The following is a 16,077-nucleotide window of genomic DNA, read 5'->3' on the forward strand; positions in this document are numbered from 1 at the left end:
TGACGATAGTCGCTAACCGGACGAATAATCCTGCTAATGTGAAAAAGGGTTACTTCATTACGAAGCAACCCTTTTTTGTTTCTACCAATTCTATTCTAAATAAAAAGAAGCAGAATTAGATTTGTGGTGTTTCAGTTGCCACACCAAAGTTTTGACCACGATGACGTAGCAAGTGGTCAAGCAGCACGATAGCCAGCATTGCTTCTGCAATAGGTACCGCACGGATGCCAACACATGGATCGTGACGACCTTTCGTGATTAGCTGCGTTGCTTCACCATCTTTCGTGATTGTGTCACCAGGTACAGTGATGCTTGATGTTGGTTTAAGCGCAATGCTTGCCACAATATCTTGACCAGTAGAGATACCACCTAAGATACCGCCAGCATGATTGCTGCTGAAACCTTCTGGAGTTAATGGGTCACGGTGTTCACTACCGCGTTGATTAACAACATCGAAGCCATCACCAATCTCAACACCTTTCACAGCGTTAATGCTCATTAGAGCGTGCGCGATGTCAGCATCTAGACGATCAAAGATTGGCTCACCAAGGCCTACTGGCACTTTAGTCGCAACCACTTGAATCTTCGCACCGATCGAGTTGCCTTCTTTTAGCAAGTCACGAATCAGTTGATCAAATTCTGGTACTTTGTCGGCATCTGGACAGAAGAAAGCGTTGTTTTCAATCTCGTTCCAATCCACTTTATCAATTGAGATATCACCCATTTGAGAAAGGTAAGCTTGGATTTCAACACCAAATTCTTGTTTTAGGTATTTCTTCGCAATTGCACCTGCAGCAACACGCATTGCAGTTTCACGAGCTGAAGAACGACCACCACCTCGGTAATCACGCACACCGTACTTTTGATGGTACGTATAGTCAGCGTGGCCAGGGCGGAACTTGTCTTTAATTTCGGAATAGTCTTTAGAGCGTTGGTCTGTATTTTCAATCAATAGACCAATAGAAGTACCCGTAGTTTGGCCTTCAAATACACCTGATAAGATTTTCACTTCATCCGCTTCACGACGAGCCGTTGTATAGCGAGAAGTACCAGGGCGACGACGATCCAAATCTCTTTGAAGGTCTGCTTCGGTAATTTCTAATCCTGGTGGGCACCCATCTACGATACATCCTAGTGCGATACCGTGACTTTCTCCGAACGTGGTCACGCGGAAATGTTGTCCGATACTGTTTCCTGCCATTACTTCCTCTAAATCAGCTATTGAGCAGAAGGTTTGATTCCTAAACCGACTGGCTAATAGCTTTACTTGTCTATTCTTCGTGAATTCATAGTGGCTTTATTACCAAATGATGTAAACCCCAAAAAACGAACAATTTTAACTTTCTATTACATAAGCCGAATGAAACGAATAACAGAAGAAAATGAGTCGCGCTTGAAAAGAAGTGTTTTATGATGTGTAAAATGCAAAAAACCCGACAACTCGGAGAGTTATCGGGTTTCTTTAAATAATGGCACGCCCTGAAGGAGTTACATTCGATGTTTATTCAAATTATACTCACCTTTATTTATCCACATTAATCATAATAATCATATAATTAACATCTAACACTCTCACTTACCAAATTAACCACACTTACCTAAAATAGCCTAAAATTAACCCTATCGGCACCACTATGGCACCACAGAAAGATGAGCTAAAGGACTATGGTATCAGGAATTAACTTCAGCAAACGTGCTTTAGAGCGACTAGAAACACCCAAAAAACGCAAAAGGATTGCCGATATCGGGGGGCAACATAGTGTTCGAGGTCTTGGGTTAGACCAATCCCCCTCTGGTGATAATACCTTTCGATACGTCCAAAAAGTAAACGGTAGAAACGTTAAAGTGACTATCGGCAAGTTTCCGGAGATCAGCGTCGAGCTTGCGCGCAAAAAAGCCGTAGAGATAGCCCAACAGATAGCGAACGGCATCAATCCAAACATTGAAAAACGCAATCAGCGCAATGCTTCTACCTTTGATCAATTGTTCGACCTGTATAAAGAGTTGTTTGAACTAGATATTAAAGCTGGTTCTCGACGAGAAAGCAGCCTGAAGAGTAGCAAGACTCTTTATCGTATCCACTTACAGCCACATATTGGCAATCTAAGCTTCGAAGCTTATACAAAAACGGAAGCAAAGAAACTACTCAACACCTTACTAGCTGGAAAAGGCTACAGCTTACATAATCACGCGTTGACTCTACTCAAATCCATGTATAACAGGGCTGATATAGAGCATAATCCATTCTCTGACCTGAAAAAGATAGATGAGGCGTTACATAGGCGAGAGCGTACCTTAAGCCAGGATGAGATGATTAGGCTTTTTGAAGCACTTGAGGGCGAGAAAGAAATATACCGTGATTGCGTTTTGATGCTGCTGCTCACAGGTCAACGAAAATCTAATGTTCTGTCAATGGAATGGAGAGAAATCAACCGAAACAATGCCACGTGGACTATCCCTACCTCAAAAATTAAGAGTAAGAAGCCTCATGTGGTTCCCTTGTGTAGCGAAGCGATGTCTATCTTAGAGCGACGCTCTGCTCAAGCCATGAGGGGAGACGAATTTGTCTTTCCGAGTACGCGAAGTGTGTCTGGGCACATAACAGACAAAAGTGGGAAAGGCGGATTCTGGAGGCGTATCACCGAGCGTGCTGGTCTATTTGACGTGGATTCACTGAAGAACCTACGAGCACATGATCTAAGGAGGACCTTGGCGACGTACCAAGTATCAAACGGAGGCTCCATACAAGCCACCAGCAAGCTTTTAGGGCACTCTAACATAGGAATCACCGCTGACGTCTACGCACACTTATCCGTTGACGCTGTGCGCAAGGAGTTGGAAATCACTACCAACCAAATGCTAGGTGACCGGAGCACATCCTCATTAGATGACATCAAAGACAAAATACATCGACTAAACACTGGCGACAAACAAGCTCTACTAGAATTTCTATCTAACGAATTAGGCGTAGCATTGAAACCCTAGCATCAGCTTATAGCAACAAAGCTAAAGCTATTCGATAGCTAACATAACCCTCCGCACTCATTGGTATTGTTATCACAACTGAATTTAAAGACGCGGTGGACATACATTACTGTACACAATAAATCGTGAGTCACTGTCAGAGCGTTTTAAATCGGCACAAGTGATAGAAACCACCAAGGCTACCCACTACAAGCAGTTCAGTCAGTCTAGTCGGCATATTCCATGTTTGTTTTTTGACGCCCACATTTTCAAGTTTTTAGTCGATAATTTGGCTATATTTTCGAGTTCGCTCGCCAGTTCATTTATCCTAGATTTAGCACGCTTTAACTCGAATCGCAGTTCACGACATTCACCTAACACGTGGATATGCTCCTCCGATAATTTAGCTCTAACTAACGTCAAATCGTCGTATTGAGTTTTTATACAGCTTAACTGTTCATTTACGGCTTTTAACTCATAGAGAGTACGAACATTGCTCTGCATGAGTTCTTCAAACTCAGTCTCCAAATTAACTAGGCTAGCACTCTTGTCATCGTACAAAACTTGTAAACTCTCTTTTTCTTGCCAGAACAAGGCATTGCTTTCTTCTAGTTGAGCGAGCAACAACTTTTGCTTTTCGAGCTCATCTCTAAATGGCTGACTTATCTTCCCGCTCAGTTCAGCAGGAGTAAACTTGGTAATGATAAAGTCTACTACTACCGATTGGTCAACCTCAAAAAACTCCCTATTGTATGAAAAACGCTGATCTTGAAATTGATCATGTAAAAGACGTTCCTTATTTAAGGGGTCTTCACACAAAAAAGAAAAAGCTAGTTGAAAAGGAGATGGAAGACTCGTGGGAGCATTAAGCTCACACAACCGCTCTTCTATACATCGTGTCGTATAACCAATCTTTACTAAATGAGGGAAAGCCGGATTTGACAATACATATACGTAACCCAACTTTGATTCACCGCCAACCTGAGCTTGAAGCTCGAATTTTTCTCTTAACTTATCCATGTTGAACTGCAACATCCATGTTGTTGTAATGTGGGGTAATAGTTCCTGTAATTCTCGTTACGAAGAAGCTATAACACAATCGTCCCTTTTAACCTTTGTAGCTCAGTGTTTAATCGCATCCGCCGACGTCTCCGATCAGTTAACTGAGAAATAGTGGTGAAAGGCAGAATAATAATGGGTAGGATCAACTTAAGAACTGTCATTAACTTTTCAGCTAATCCGCCTGTTATCCACCTTTTCCTCAATTCTTCTCGCGAAATGAACAAATAGTCTTCCAAGTCGTGACAATAAGTGTTTGCCAGCATTTTTTCATAGCGTGCTATTTCCTCAGAACGTGGTAATTTATAAGAGATACACATATTAAGATAATCCGTATCTTGCTTGTCTTGCTCACTCATATAAACCGCCTTGTTCTCTATATGTCTTTTTACTTAATGAAACCATTCAAAAAAGTTAAAGTAAACCCTTTAAGGATTCTGTTAATTCGCACGTAAATCTGAACCATTATTTACACTAAAAAGAACCTTCGCCGCTCTGTGTTCACCGATTGGATCATTAATGTATGTCTTCATTTCGTCGGAGAGTTCATCTCCTAGCCTAATAACAGGAATTTTTGGTATCGGTGAATTACTACTCTTAATCGGTAACAAGGTTTTCTTTGATGAAGTCCGTGAACTGCTGGGTGGAGCCAAAGTAATTAGGGTAAGCTTGCTTTAATATTCTAGCGTTTGGTGCAGAGACAAGAACAGATAACAGAATGGAATCATCTAGCTCAGATTCATTTAGTCTAGCTAGTGCCAATTCACTTTCTTTGCGACTATAGGTCGCCACCTGCACGTTCAATTGAATTTCACTACTTTTTTCATCAACTTTAGGCTCTGGAAACATAATCAGGTACAAACCATCACCATTGCGCTTTTTAACACTCTTGTGATGAGCGAAGCTTATACCAAGAACGTATCTAGTGATTTCTCTGCGAACCTCAAGCACTTCATCCAAAGCTGTTAGTTCTTTTCTAACTTGAAGTAATTCATCTGGTTCAACTTTACATAAGCCCTCATGATGAGCCACAAGCTTACCTGCAAGAGCAAAGAAACGACGCCAATTCTGATGTCCATCACGACTAGTTTTAAGGTTCATACCTTTCAACGTATCAATTATTTCAAGGCTAGTTGCCCACGCATGCTGTAGTTCAGTTCGAAGCTGAACTTCAACTTTTGCTCCTTTCCATTCGTGCTCAGCATCTTGACCTTTATAGCAACTGTAAATTAGATGAATACCGCCATATCCATCGTCTTTGGGACAAGTCAAATAGTCACGAGTGTTGATGATCTCATGTACAGAACGGCTCTGCTCTAGTCGTTTTTTCAACCCAAACAACTGCTTTTTATTCTTCACAATAGCTCGACAACCAGCAATATCCTGCATAGTAGTAACGCGAATACTGTTAGGACGCTGACCATCTAGAGTTGGTCGTTCTAGCTTATCAATGATGGTTGGCAGACGCTTAAGGCGACGAGCAACAATGATTTTCTTACCCACTTTTCTAGATGTTCTCGATAAGTGGTTTTTCAAGAGTATCAAGGGATACAGGTGAAACTCTCGAAAGTTCTGAATCTTTTTTATTGCCTTATTACGTTCGTCAGTTTCAACTCGATGACGAATATTATTGCCTGCTCTATCAATTTCCCCTTTTGTGAAAGCTAGTGGACGTTTTTGGTCGCTATATTGCTGATTTGCCATTGGATACCCTTAATTAGTTCTGGGTCAAATTATACCCAACTCGTTCTATAAAGCATCGAAGTCTAATGAAGAAATGTGCATTCAGGCAGTTAATGATGACAAGTACCTTTGACTTACTCAAAACCAAAATACCTCGTCGGCATTAATGATTTCACTCAAAATGCTCACTGTTTCCCCTCCCAAAGTGCACTACAACACATTAAATATGTCTTATTGTTTTTGGGAAAAATAGGCTCCGCGAAAAAGCCATCATTAACGGTTCCAATAAACTTTAGGGCAGATCCGAGCTAGTCACCGTAGCTAGCTTAGTATTGGACATAAGTTCATTAGAGCGTTCGTATTTCCCCATAGTGCTTTTCTCTATGGCAATTAGGGCAAAGAGCAATTGCGTTTTCGACTGTATCATCACCACCATCTGCTAATCTGATGATGTGATGAACTTCCAAATATGGCTCTTTAGTGGTCTTTTTTCTGAAAGGTGCTTTTTTATTGCAGAGTTCACACCGTCCATTTGCACGTTGGAGTACCTCTGCAATAACGTCAGGGTTTCTGTCGTATACGACAGTATTTACAATTCGTGCTTTGGGTTTTTTAGGCGCATTTTCTAGCCGTTTTTTTCGTCGTTCAGAAGTATCGATAATTGCTGCACCCACAGCAGCATTTAGCTTATCAAAAACATCCTCCAGTGAGGGACTCGAAGAGGTGCTAGCCCTTTCTAGTTGAAACCATTTATTACCGTTTTCATCAAAATGACTGAGATATTTGAAATCACCTTTATAAACAAACTTTTTGTCTTTATTGGTTTTCCGAACAAAAGTGTGGATTGGAATATTTGCAGAACCGATAATTGAGGCATTATCTTCATAAGACTCTTTAAAAACTCCATTGATACTTTTCATATAGTATTTGAGCAACTGGTTAGGTATCAACCATTTATTTTCGTATTTCCCGCCTTTAAGAGTCACTTTAATGGCGATTGACTCTAACCTTCCCCCGACTCTATGAAGCTGTATGCCTCCGCTACGAGTATCGTATTGTCCTACAACGGAAAGGATATCTCTTGTCGAGTATTGATGATTAATAGTGAAATCAGAAAAGTCTGATGTGTCGTTCAGCTCTGATGTAAACTGCTTTTTAAACTCAGGGAGTATCTTTTCATAGGTATTTAGCCCTGCAGCCTCTAACTCATCAACACTGTCATCTCTGCTCTTTGTTGTATTAAGCAAGTACTGATATACATCCCCAACCTTTTTAAAATTGGTTACCCAGGGTAGTTGGCTTTTTGTAACGTCACGGACTTTTTGAGAAACCTTATCTGATGTTATCGCAGGGGATAAAACGGAGTTAATGACAAATTTTTTTGCTTCTTCTATACGCATAGCCGCCACCTAATACATTGATATACAGTCTATTGTAATCAGAAGTATTATATTTGCTATAGCTTGAAGAAAACTCAGTACTGAACTCCTTTCTAATGCCAACCCTGTTCGGTAACAATTCAGCTGTATGTAAATTGCGTTATGTCAGCGCAACTAAATAGATCGGATTGGTAAGCCAAATTGCAATTGCACCCTCCTGCAAAATTCTAATCGCTAAAACATAATAGGGGGAATGCGCTTGGAGCTGACTCTGTTCACAAAAGGGACGACATATGTGGATTGGAAAATCTTATCAGTACATTTCCCCCATTAAATCGAAAAGTGACGAAGCGCCCACCGCTACTAATCTGACCAAACATGCCACTAATTACCAATCAATATGGTATATGACCTGGTTATCTTGCTCAGTATCTCTTCTCTTCTGTTCAATGGTTTGCTCAATAAGTTTTGTTTGTAACGCATCCTTCACTAAAATAGTTTCATCGCGCTGTAACTTTGAAATGGTCGAACACAATGACTCAACTCTTGCAACAGTCCTTTCCTCCGCGTCCACCAGCTTTAGTAATACTTCGGTGCACTGAACTCTAGCTTCAACACTAGAACACTGCTGCAACTGCTTCTGGACTTGTGTTCGAGCTTTCAGGACCGACACCAATCTTGAACGGCTTACTAGAAGCTCATCCTGAAGGCTCTCTACTTGTGCTGCAACATTCACATCTTCCTCTTCAAGTAGACTTGCATAAGCGCCATGTTTGCGAGCAGCTTGATTGCCACTTGAAAATGAGGTTCGGTTAGCCTTGTTTGGTTGCGATCTGATCACATTTTGCCGTTTCGTTTTTGATGCGCTCGAGCCACGCGCTTTTACTTCACGCACGCTGATGTGTTTTCGTGCGTTTTGGTAGTCAATTTGGTGTTGTTCGCACCACTGCTTGAGGCTAATCCTCGTTTCTTGGTAGTCCTCTGCATATCGTGTAGCTAATGCTTTCCAATCCATATTTACCCCTAGGTATGGTTATATATAAAGGTGTACAGAATAAGTACAAGGACCTGACAACTCCGATATTCCTAACTATATGATTATTATACCTACACACTTATCATCGTGTCTTGAATCAACACCTTGAGAGTCTGTCCCTGTACTCATTTAGTACCCTAATTAGCACTTACGAGTCTTAAATCAGTACGCTGATTCTGTTTTCTTGGCGTCAGTACTGCCACTTTCCCCCCGTCCAGAACGCATTCTTGAAATTTGCGCATCCCTTTTTCCAATGAGTATTGGAACGGCCTGTCCATTCGCTCATCAGAGGGTTGCCAGCTGACCCCATAAAGATTGCAGTGTGTTCTGCCCGAACTAATACCTCCTTGAATTGTCTTGGTGATGAAACCGGCATTGATAAGCGCATCTATCGCTTTTTGATTCGACGATGGACTGTTAAAGCCTCTCTGTTTAAGGTCGTTGCGGGTTAAACTCAAGTATCCATTGTTTTTCCCATCATATTGCGCTGCTAATTCAAGCAATAATGCTCGGCTTAATGAAGAAAGCTCTGTATATGCCTTGGTTGTAAGAACGCGGAGTGGGATACCAGCAAACCTACCAACGTTCTTTTTAGTTTTGGTCTTTTTCATGTAAAATAATTCCTGAGGCTGGTGGTGTCAGGTCGCCAAACTAGAACGCCACCAGCTTCCTTATCCAATCCAACTAAACGTTGGCTTTGTTTTTACGCTGTTCTTCTTGCTCAATGAAAGCCATATACTCTATGGAACGGGCTCCATTTAACCACTCTACATGATGGCGAGCTGACCGCTTCATCCGCTTTTCATCGTCCTGAATCTGCTTTGCCGAACGTTGCTCACATCTCCTATTGTTATAGTCATGGCGACTCTCTTCAGTCATGTAATAACACCTTGAATTTGAATCATATTCCACAGGAACCAAGAACTTACTCCGAATGATGTCGATTACCTTTGACGGTTCATCCCCCCTTGCTGAGCTGATTTCGCTTTTTTTTAGGTAATCACCACGAACCATTCTCGCTAATAAAACTTTTGCTAGTTGATATCTAGTCATCGCCACGCCTATCTCGTTTGAGTAATAATATTGGATTCGATGAAAGCGTCTAAGTCTGGCTGTCGATAAAATACTTTACGTCCGACCTTGACGAATGGCAGTTGGTAGCGACCAGTGGAAGCCCAAACGGCGAGAGTACCCTCAGATAGACCCAGGTACTCTGCAGCTTGTTTACGGTTTATTAAAGTTGGCATTAGTTTGCTCCTTGTGCTCGGTGTTTAACGTAACAACATGGAGATTACTAAACAGGGATCCCTCGACCCCGGGAAGTGGGAAACTAATTTAGTTTTTTTTAATTTTGGCGGCGATTCGCTTAAGCCCAGGAACGTCAAAGTCTGAGTCAGATAAATAACTGGTTAGATCTTCACGTATGATTTTTGCACAATCTTCGTAAGACAATCTGGGGTTGCGCTGGAATACTTGGTCCGCAAGTTCTTGAGCTTTCATTACCCACTGCTTTGTAAACTCAGAACGACGACTGTTACCTTTTAAACCAGCCGCGATTTGGTGACCACCAACTAGCTGTTCCCGCTCACCAAGCAAAACAATAAGGTTTTCTCGGAAGGTAGAAACGATCTCTAATAGGTGGAAAGCAAATTCTAGGTCATTTTCACATAAACATGCATATGCGCGTCTCAAGTGGAGTAAGATCTCACCGATCGTTACAGACTCTAAATCCCCCCGCTCTGCGCCTGTAATAATGAAGAAGTAATCAAGAGATAGTGGGATGCCTTGAAAGGTATGAAACTGATTGACATCCTCTGTAAAATCAATACGTTGACTAAGAAACGAGGTGACGTCATCAAACTGCTTCGTCCATCGACTTAAGCCAATAGGGTAGTTGCAACGGCTTGCTAGTTCATCGGCTACCATATTTGGAAGTGCTATGGTGTCTTGACGAGCTGTGTCTATATATTTAGGAGTAATGATTGGAACCCTTATCGCTACGGTTCCTTCTACATTTTCGTTATCACCGATTTTGTAGTAATTGGTGACATATTCATACTCGGGTAGGAAATCGGACATATTCTCTCGACTCTTTGTTGTTGATTCACGACTATTAACGCACATCTATGACAAGGGAGAGAATTATTTTCAAGTTAACGTATCGGGGCAGATTTAAACTTCCTCCAGCTGCACCACTATGGCACCACAGAAACAACAAAGCCCAGATAACTCATTGAATTATCTGGGCTTATAGGAATAAATGGCACGCCCTGAAGGATTCGAACCTTCGACCACCTCCTTAGAAGGGAGGTGCTCTATCCAGCTGAGCTAAGGGCGCGCTACAGGAACGAATTATACGAATTCGAATCAGTAAAGCAACGGCTTTATGTAACATTCTGATCTAAGTGGGTAAAAAAAGGCCAACAAACATATAAGTGTTGGAAAATAGACCAAAGCAAACGTTTGCTTGATGGTAATCAAAAAGATTTTCTGGAATAATGCGCCAAAAACATCAGCCACTAACTTGAATATCAATACTAAGGAAATTCATGACTGCTCAAAATATTGATGGAAAGCTAATTTCTCAAACGGTTCGCTCCGAAGTTGCTGCACGTGTAAAAGCTCGTACTGAAGCTGGATTACGCGCTCCGGGCCTAGCGGTTGTTTTAGTGGGTGAAGACCCTGCTTCTCAGGTTTACGTTGGAAGTAAGCGTAAAGCGTGTGAAGAAGTTGGCTTTGTATCTAAATCTTACGACTTGCCAGCCACTGCGACAGAAGACGAATTGTTAACACTGGTAGACCAACTGAACGACGATCCAGAGATCGACGGTATTCTTGTTCAACTGCCTCTACCAGCAGGCATTGATAGCACTCACGTCCTTGAGCGTATCACGCCAGAAAAAGACGTTGATGGCTTCCACCCTTACAATGTCGGCCGTTTGGCTCAGCGCATGCCTAAGCTTCGCTCTTGTACGCCAAAAGGCATCATCACGCTGCTTGACCGTTACAACATCGACTTACGTGGTAAACACGCGGTTGTGGTTGGCGCATCAAACATTGTAGGTCGCCCAATGACGCTAGAACTTCTTCTAGCAGGTTGTACGACGACAACATGTCACCGCTTCACCAAAGACCTTGAAGGTCACGTGCGTCAAGCAGACGTGGTTGTAGTTGCCGTTGGTAAACCTAACTTCATTCCTGGCGCTTGGATTAAGAAAGGCGCTGTTGTGGTCGATGTTGGTATCAACCGTTTAGAATCTGGCAAACTAGTGGGCGACGTTGAATACGACGTAGCGAAAGAAAGCGCAAGCTTCATCACACCTGTGCCGGGTGGTGTTGGCCCAATGACGGTTGCGAGCCTAATCGAGAACACCATGATCGCTTGCGAGCAATTTCACTCGAAGTAGTCCGCAGCGCATATAAATAAAATTAGAAAGCCGCAACGTGATGAACGTTGCGGCTTTTTTGATGCTTTGGTACTTAGCTATTCGTTTTTACAACGGGGTGACTCGCTTTTGATGAAGTGCTCGTTGCTACTTATCTGGAGTCTCGACTTTTTCCGTCTGTTCAGAAGGCGGTAATAAACTAATAAGCTCACACTCCGTTGATATGAGTTTTTCCAACTCAGATCCTTGTGTAATTAAACGGAAATCACCGCCATTAATCACCCCAAGAGGAATGGCTTTAGGATATAAAGCGTTAAACTCTTTTAAATCAAATGCCTCGGTCAAACCTGTACTTTTAATTTGGCTACCCTGAGCCATCAACGAGTTAAGCTTAGAATAGGTGATCCCTTCCGAAAACAGACTTCTATTGCCATCGCGGCTCACTTGGTGCCTTTCATGTTTATTCTCTGAGGATTCAAGCTCAAACACCTTATTCTCACCAAACTCGTCTTGATAGTGCATGCTAACTAACGGGTTGGTTTGACGATAAGGCGACACGATCATCGCACGCCCTATTCCATCCAATTCCAGATTATTTTCAGCGTGGCTCGAAGCTGGGTTACCAAAATAAACATTCAAGTTTTCCATGCGCGCTAAGCGAATGCTTTCCCAGTTGGTATCGGCAAGCACACTGTTGATGTTGTGTGTCGCCAACACTTTGGCAAACTGGCGTGAAAACTGAGTCGCACCAAAGAAGATAACGCCTTGCGCTTTCTCTTGAGTGACCCCTAGCCTTCTCGCCCACCAACTCGCGGTAAGGCTCTGAATCACAACCGTACCGATGATGACCAAGAACACCATTGGCACCAGTAAATCTGCGCCTTCAATTAATTGCTTCTCTTGAAGTTTGATTGCAAACAGAGAAGAAACCGCGGCTGCAACGATCCCGCGCGGTGCCATCCAGCTCAAAAACCATTTATCCGCAGAGGTAAGATCCGTGCCGATCCCGCTGATCCACACACTCAAAGGACGCGCCACCAGCATCACTACCGCTAACAAGCCAACCCCACCCCAACCTATCGAGAGGAAGGTTCCGGAGTCGAGCCTGCTCGCTAACAGAATAAACAACGCAGAAATAAGTAACACGGTCAGGGTTTCTTTGAATTCGATGATGTCTTCGATATCCAAGCCCTTCACGTTGGCAAGCCAGATCCCCATGATGGTCACGGTTAATAAACCCGATTCTTCACTCAGATCATTAGAAAACGAGAACGCCGCCAACATTAGCGTCAGCACAGCCACATTACGTAAATAGTGCGGTACCCAATGCCCTTGCAGCATCTTGGCAATCAAATGGCCACCGATGATCCCTAAGCCTAAACCTATGACTAACGTCAGGCCCAGAGCTGACAGAACGTGTCCGGTAGGGTCGGCAGAAGAAACAATGTACTCGTAGACGAGAACCGCAAACAGAGCGCCAATCGGATCAATTACTATCCCTTCCCATCGCAAAATGCTGCCAAGAGAAGCTTTGGGCTGAATACTACGCAGCATAGGCACAATCACTGTCGGGCCCGTCACCACTACCAAGGCTCCGAATAGCGCCGCTAATGGCCAATTAAAGTTAACAAAGTAATAAGCACCGACCACGATACACGCCCATGTAATCAGCATGCCGACACTCACTAGATGAGTCACCATGCGACCATGGCCTCTGATCTCCTTGAAATTAAGCGTCAATGCGCCTTCAAACAGAATGATGGCAACACCTAATGAAATCAGCGGAAATAGCACTTCGCCAAAAATGGCATCTGGGTTAAGGACATTTAAACCGGGGCCCAATAGCAGGCCGACAATGAGAAGAGGGAGAATAGCGGGAAGACGCAAACGCCAGCCCAGAAGCTGACAGGCTAAAGACAAGAGTCCAATTAGCGCCAAAGAAGAAGTAATCGACAAATCCATTTATGCCCCTAAATAATTTGTGCCACACCCTGTGATACAAACCTATTTGCTAAAACAAGAAAGCCTACGTCATTAAACTATAGGCTCTCTTTTTCGTGCTGACCGAATATTATTGTGATTAATCAGTCACTTTACTATAGGGGAAATAAAGTGACTGACTCATCCACTCGGTGCTTAATGATTAAACTAGGTACTTACAGTGAAAGTACCACGCCAGCAATCGCGGCACTCATTAGGTTAGCAAACACACCTGCACAAATCGCTTTAAAGCCGTATTGTGAGATGAAAGAGCGACGCTCTGGTACCAAGCTACCTAAGCCACCGATAAGAATCGCCATGGTAGAGATGTTAGCAAAGCCACATAGAGCGAAAGTTACGATCGCTTGCGAGTGCTCACTTAGCGCCTCTTTAGCATCCATTAGTTGGATGAAAGCCACGAACTCGTTCACGACAATCTTGTTACCGATCAATGAGCCCGCAACCACAGCCTCAGACCACGGCACACCGATCAGCCATGCAACGGGTGCGAACACATAACCTAGTAGAAGTTCGAAGCTTAGGTTTACGCCAAACCAACCACCAACAATACCTAGCAAGCCATTCAGCATTGCAATCACACTGATAAAGGCAAGTAGTGTCGCCCCCACCGCAACGGCAATACGAAGTCCAGACATAGCCCCATCTGCCATTGCCTCAACTACGTTTGTTGCTCGTGGAATTTCAACGTCAGACTCAATATTTTCTTGAGCGTCATCTGCGCTACCTGGTACTAAGATCTTAGCCATCAATAGGCCAGCAGGTGCAGACATAAATGCAGCTGCGATCAGGTAATTTAGATCAACGCCAAGCGATGCGTAACCCACTAGCGTACCACCAGCGACAGAAGCCAAACCACACACCATCACAGCAAACAGTTGTGAATCCGTCATGTGCTTCAAGTAAGGCTTAACCACCAATGGAGCTTCAATCATGCCAACGAAAATGTTTGCAGTCGCAGACAGTGACTCCGCACGACCTGTGCCCAAAAACTTTTGTAGTGCGCCACCGATAAGGTTGATCACCTTTGGCATAAAGCCGATGTGGTACAAACCAGAGATCAGTGCAGAGAAAAAGATAATGATGCCTAGAACGTTAATCGCGAAAACAAATCCGTTATTCGTTAGGCCACCAAATAGGAAGTTAATCCCCTCTTGACCGTAGTTGATCAAGCTAGATACCGCACCTGTGGCTGCATTCAACGCTTCTTTACCCATTGGTACATACAGAACCAACAGCGCGAATGAGATTTGTAATAAGAAAGCCAAAGAGACTGTTCTTAGTGGAATATTTTTTCTGTCCGTAGATAGTAACCAAGCGGCAACTAAAATAGTGATAATTCCAAGTAGCGAAGCCATGTGCGTCAACCTAAAAGTTGTAGGTAGGAAAGGCGACGCATTCTATAGAGGAAATCGTTTGCGGCAAGCTGAGGTTGTTAATGTGATGTTGGGGTAATCACGATTTAACTATGAGTATAATTAAGTTATTGAATTTTAATAATTAACTTTGATTAAAAAGCGTACTTTTTCCATATGGAAATTATATTTATAGATTAGGAAACAGTTAGCGATGCAGTTCAACGCAAGTTTTGAGGTTTTTGTCCCAATACGTCGGCGACCCGATATGATCTTTAATGAACTCAATCACTGCCGAAAGCTTCTTCGGCATATTCTTTCGGCTCGGGTAAACGGCATAGAATGGCATTAATTGACTCGCTCTCCATTCCGGCAAAACTTGGATTAATTTGCCCGTTCTAAACTCTTCTTTTACTAAGTAAGTTGCTAAGTAAGCCACACCCCACCCTGATACGGCTGCGTCTCGCACGGCCTCAGCTAGATCCACCGAGTAATCACCCGCTACTTTAACGCTAAGGTTCTCTTGGCCATTATCAAATGCCCACGAGGTGTAATCTCGTTCACGGCTGCGATAGATAAGACAGTTATGGTCAATCAGATCAGAAGGCACATGTGGCGTCCCGGCCTTAATCAAATAGTCCGGTGATGCAGCCACCACAAACTGGCTGTCAGCCAATCGCTGAGCAATATAACCTTCTGGCAGATCTTCGTTGTTGGTGATCCATAGGTCCAGTCGCTCTTCAATCATATCCACCTTGTAGTCAAACAAGTGAACCTCGATTCTCAGCTGAGGATAAAGTTGTCTGAGCTGATCAATCGCAGGAATGATATGTAAAGTGCCAAATGACTGTGACAACCCAACACGCAATATTCCAGAGATGTCATCACGCTGGCTGTCCATATCCATTTGAGCGGCTTTTACCGTGTTAAACAGTTGCTCACAGTGCTGATAGAACACTTCCCCTGCTTCGGTCAGCGTTAAGCTACGTGTGGTGCGTTGTACCAACTTGATACCAATAGAGTCTTCAAGCAAAGCAACTTGCTTACTAATGTGAGACACCGAAACGTTCAAGCTTTTTGCAGCACTGGTAAAGCCTTCGTGCTTGATCAGCGCATGGAATATCACCATCTGTGCAGCTCTATCTGTTAGCACAAGATCACCTTATTAAATCTCTGAAATATAAAATCAAAAAGGACTCCGAAGAGTCCTTTAGTTC

The 16,077-nt window shown here is 43.1% G+C and carries 15 protein-coding genes and 1 tRNA gene; 2 read left to right on the top strand and 14 right to left on the bottom strand.

Annotated features, from left to right (window positions below):
- Positions 1 to 115 precede the first annotated feature (115 nt).
- Positions 116 to 1,201 (bottom strand): chorismate synthase, encoded by a 1,086-nt coding sequence (gene aroC, locus AB4351_RS08270; RefSeq protein WP_372125616.1) that lies wholly within the window; start codon positions 1,199 to 1,201, stop codon positions 116 to 118.
- A gap of 464 nt (positions 1,202 to 1,665) precedes the next feature.
- Here aroC and AB4351_RS08275 point away from each other — a divergent pair, with 464 nt between their 5' ends.
- The gene (locus AB4351_RS08275) at positions 1,666 to 2,985 is read left to right on the top strand and encodes a tyrosine-type recombinase/integrase (RefSeq protein WP_372125618.1); all 1,320 of its coding nucleotides are present in this window, start codon (positions 1,666 to 1,668) and stop codon (positions 2,983 to 2,985) included.
- A 201-nt stretch (positions 2,986 to 3,186) separates the two neighbouring features.
- Here the strand turns inward: AB4351_RS08275 and AB4351_RS08280 are convergent, their stop codons facing one another.
- The 10 genes from AB4351_RS08280 to AB4351_RS08325 form a co-directional block, all read right to left on the bottom strand.
- Entirely contained in the window at positions 3,187 to 3,984 is a 798-nt protein-coding gene (locus tag AB4351_RS08280; protein WP_372125620.1) for a GIY-YIG nuclease family protein, read from the bottom strand.
- A 68-nt stretch (positions 3,985 to 4,052) separates the two neighbouring features.
- Complete coding sequence (locus tag AB4351_RS08285; RefSeq protein ID WP_372125622.1) at positions 4,053 to 4,382, bottom strand: hypothetical protein; 330 nt, start codon at positions 4,380 to 4,382, stop codon at positions 4,053 to 4,055.
- Positions 4,383 to 4,620: 238 nt separating this feature from the next.
- Positions 4,621 to 5,727, bottom strand: coding sequence for a RelA/SpoT domain-containing protein (locus AB4351_RS08290; protein WP_372125624.1), 1,107 nt, complete (start codon positions 5,725 to 5,727; stop codon positions 4,621 to 4,623).
- Between the two features lie 326 nt (positions 5,728 to 6,053).
- Positions 6,054 to 7,106 carry an HNH endonuclease gene (locus AB4351_RS08295; RefSeq protein WP_372125626.1) on the bottom strand — a complete coding sequence of 351 codons (1,053 nt, stop codon included), beginning with the start codon at positions 7,104 to 7,106 and terminating at the stop codon, positions 6,054 to 6,056.
- Positions 7,107 to 7,473: 367 nt separating this feature from the next.
- Positions 7,474 to 8,100: a hypothetical protein gene (locus tag AB4351_RS08300; RefSeq protein ID WP_372125628.1), complete on the bottom strand. Its 627-nt coding sequence runs from the start codon at positions 8,098 to 8,100 to the stop codon at positions 7,474 to 7,476.
- Positions 8,101 to 8,258: 158 nt separating this feature from the next.
- Positions 8,259 to 8,732 carry a hypothetical protein gene (locus AB4351_RS08305; RefSeq protein ID WP_372125631.1) on the bottom strand — a complete coding sequence of 158 codons (474 nt, stop codon included), beginning with the start codon at positions 8,730 to 8,732 and terminating at the stop codon, positions 8,259 to 8,261.
- A gap of 73 nt (positions 8,733 to 8,805) precedes the next feature.
- Positions 8,806 to 9,174 (bottom strand): hypothetical protein, encoded by a 369-nt coding sequence (locus AB4351_RS08310; RefSeq protein WP_372125633.1) that lies wholly within the window; start codon positions 9,172 to 9,174, stop codon positions 8,806 to 8,808.
- Positions 9,175 to 9,182: 8 nt separating this feature from the next.
- Positions 9,183 to 9,368 carry a helix-turn-helix domain-containing protein gene (locus tag AB4351_RS08315; RefSeq protein WP_372125635.1) on the bottom strand — a complete coding sequence of 62 codons (186 nt, stop codon included), beginning with the start codon at positions 9,366 to 9,368 and terminating at the stop codon, positions 9,183 to 9,185.
- Positions 9,369 to 9,456: 88 nt separating this feature from the next.
- Positions 9,457 to 10,200 (bottom strand): hypothetical protein, encoded by a 744-nt coding sequence (locus tag AB4351_RS08320; protein ID WP_372125637.1) that lies wholly within the window; start codon positions 10,198 to 10,200, stop codon positions 9,457 to 9,459.
- Between the two features lie 182 nt (positions 10,201 to 10,382).
- Positions 10,383 to 10,459: transfer RNA gene (locus AB4351_RS08325), tRNA-Arg, on the bottom strand.
- 211 nt (positions 10,460 to 10,670) lie between these two features.
- Between AB4351_RS08325 and folD the strand changes: the two genes are divergently transcribed.
- Entirely contained in the window at positions 10,671 to 11,528 is an 858-nt protein-coding gene (gene folD / locus AB4351_RS08330; RefSeq protein ID WP_017062367.1) for a bifunctional methylenetetrahydrofolate dehydrogenase/methenyltetrahydrofolate cyclohydrolase FolD, read from the top strand.
- Between the two features lie 126 nt (positions 11,529 to 11,654).
- On the opposite strand, the gene AB4351_RS08335 is transcribed toward folD, so the two are convergent.
- From AB4351_RS08335 to AB4351_RS08345, 3 genes are all read right to left on the bottom strand, one after another.
- Positions 11,655 to 13,469 (bottom strand): cation:proton antiporter, encoded by a 1,815-nt coding sequence (locus tag AB4351_RS08335; protein WP_372110561.1) that lies wholly within the window; start codon positions 13,467 to 13,469, stop codon positions 11,655 to 11,657.
- Between the two features lie 194 nt (positions 13,470 to 13,663).
- Positions 13,664 to 14,863 carry a NupC/NupG family nucleoside CNT transporter gene (locus tag AB4351_RS08340; RefSeq protein WP_017070735.1) on the bottom strand — a complete coding sequence of 400 codons (1,200 nt, stop codon included), beginning with the start codon at positions 14,861 to 14,863 and terminating at the stop codon, positions 13,664 to 13,666.
- A gap of 205 nt (positions 14,864 to 15,068) precedes the next feature.
- Positions 15,069 to 15,989, bottom strand: a complete 921-nt coding sequence (locus AB4351_RS08345; protein ID WP_017067671.1) for a LysR substrate-binding domain-containing protein — start codon at positions 15,987 to 15,989, stop codon at positions 15,069 to 15,071.
- Positions 15,990 to 16,077 lie beyond the last annotated feature (88 nt).

It is taken from the genome of Vibrio sp. 10N.261.51.F11, assembly GCF_041471665.1.
Classification (GTDB): domain Bacteria; phylum Pseudomonadota; class Gammaproteobacteria; order Enterobacterales; family Vibrionaceae; genus Vibrio; species Vibrio crassostreae_C.

Bases quoted from the DNA above. Each gene is read 5' to 3' on its own strand.
- aroC (WP_372125616.1), bottom strand. From the start codon at position 1,201: ATGGCAGGAAACAGTATCGGACAACATTTCCGCGTGACCACGTTCGGA.
- AB4351_RS08275 (WP_372125618.1), top strand. From the start codon at position 1,666: ATGGTATCAGGAATTAACTTCAGCAAACGTGCTTTAGAGCGACTAGAA.
- AB4351_RS08280 (WP_372125620.1), bottom strand. From the start codon at position 3,984: ATGGATAAGTTAAGAGAAAAATTCGAGCTTCAAGCTCAGGTTGGCGGT.
- AB4351_RS08285 (WP_372125622.1), bottom strand. From the start codon at position 4,382: ATGAGTGAGCAAGACAAGCAAGATACGGATTATCTTAATATGTGTATC.
- AB4351_RS08290 (WP_372125624.1), bottom strand. From the start codon at position 5,727: ATGGCAAATCAGCAATATAGCGACCAAAAACGTCCACTAGCTTTCACA.
- AB4351_RS08295 (WP_372125626.1), bottom strand. From the start codon at position 7,106: ATGCGTATAGAAGAAGCAAAAAAATTTGTCATTAACTCCGTTTTATCC.
- AB4351_RS08300 (WP_372125628.1), bottom strand. From the start codon at position 8,100: ATGGATTGGAAAGCATTAGCTACACGATATGCAGAGGACTACCAAGAA.
- AB4351_RS08305 (WP_372125631.1), bottom strand. From the start codon at position 8,732: ATGAAAAAGACCAAAACTAAAAAGAACGTTGGTAGGTTTGCTGGTATC.
- AB4351_RS08310 (WP_372125633.1), bottom strand. From the start codon at position 9,174: ATGACTAGATATCAACTAGCAAAAGTTTTATTAGCGAGAATGGTTCGT.
- AB4351_RS08315 (WP_372125635.1), bottom strand. From the start codon at position 9,368: ATGCCAACTTTAATAAACCGTAAACAAGCTGCAGAGTACCTGGGTCTA.
- AB4351_RS08320 (WP_372125637.1), bottom strand. From the start codon at position 10,200: ATGTCCGATTTCCTACCCGAGTATGAATATGTCACCAATTACTACAAA.
- folD (WP_017062367.1), top strand. From the start codon at position 10,671: ATGACTGCTCAAAATATTGATGGAAAGCTAATTTCTCAAACGGTTCGC.
- AB4351_RS08335 (WP_372110561.1), bottom strand. From the start codon at position 13,469: ATGGATTTGTCGATTACTTCTTCTTTGGCGCTAATTGGACTCTTGTCT.
- AB4351_RS08340 (WP_017070735.1), bottom strand. From the start codon at position 14,863: ATGGCTTCGCTACTTGGAATTATCACTATTTTAGTTGCCGCTTGGTTA.
- AB4351_RS08345 (WP_017067671.1), bottom strand. From the start codon at position 15,989: ATGGTGATATTCCATGCGCTGATCAAGCACGAAGGCTTTACCAGTGCT.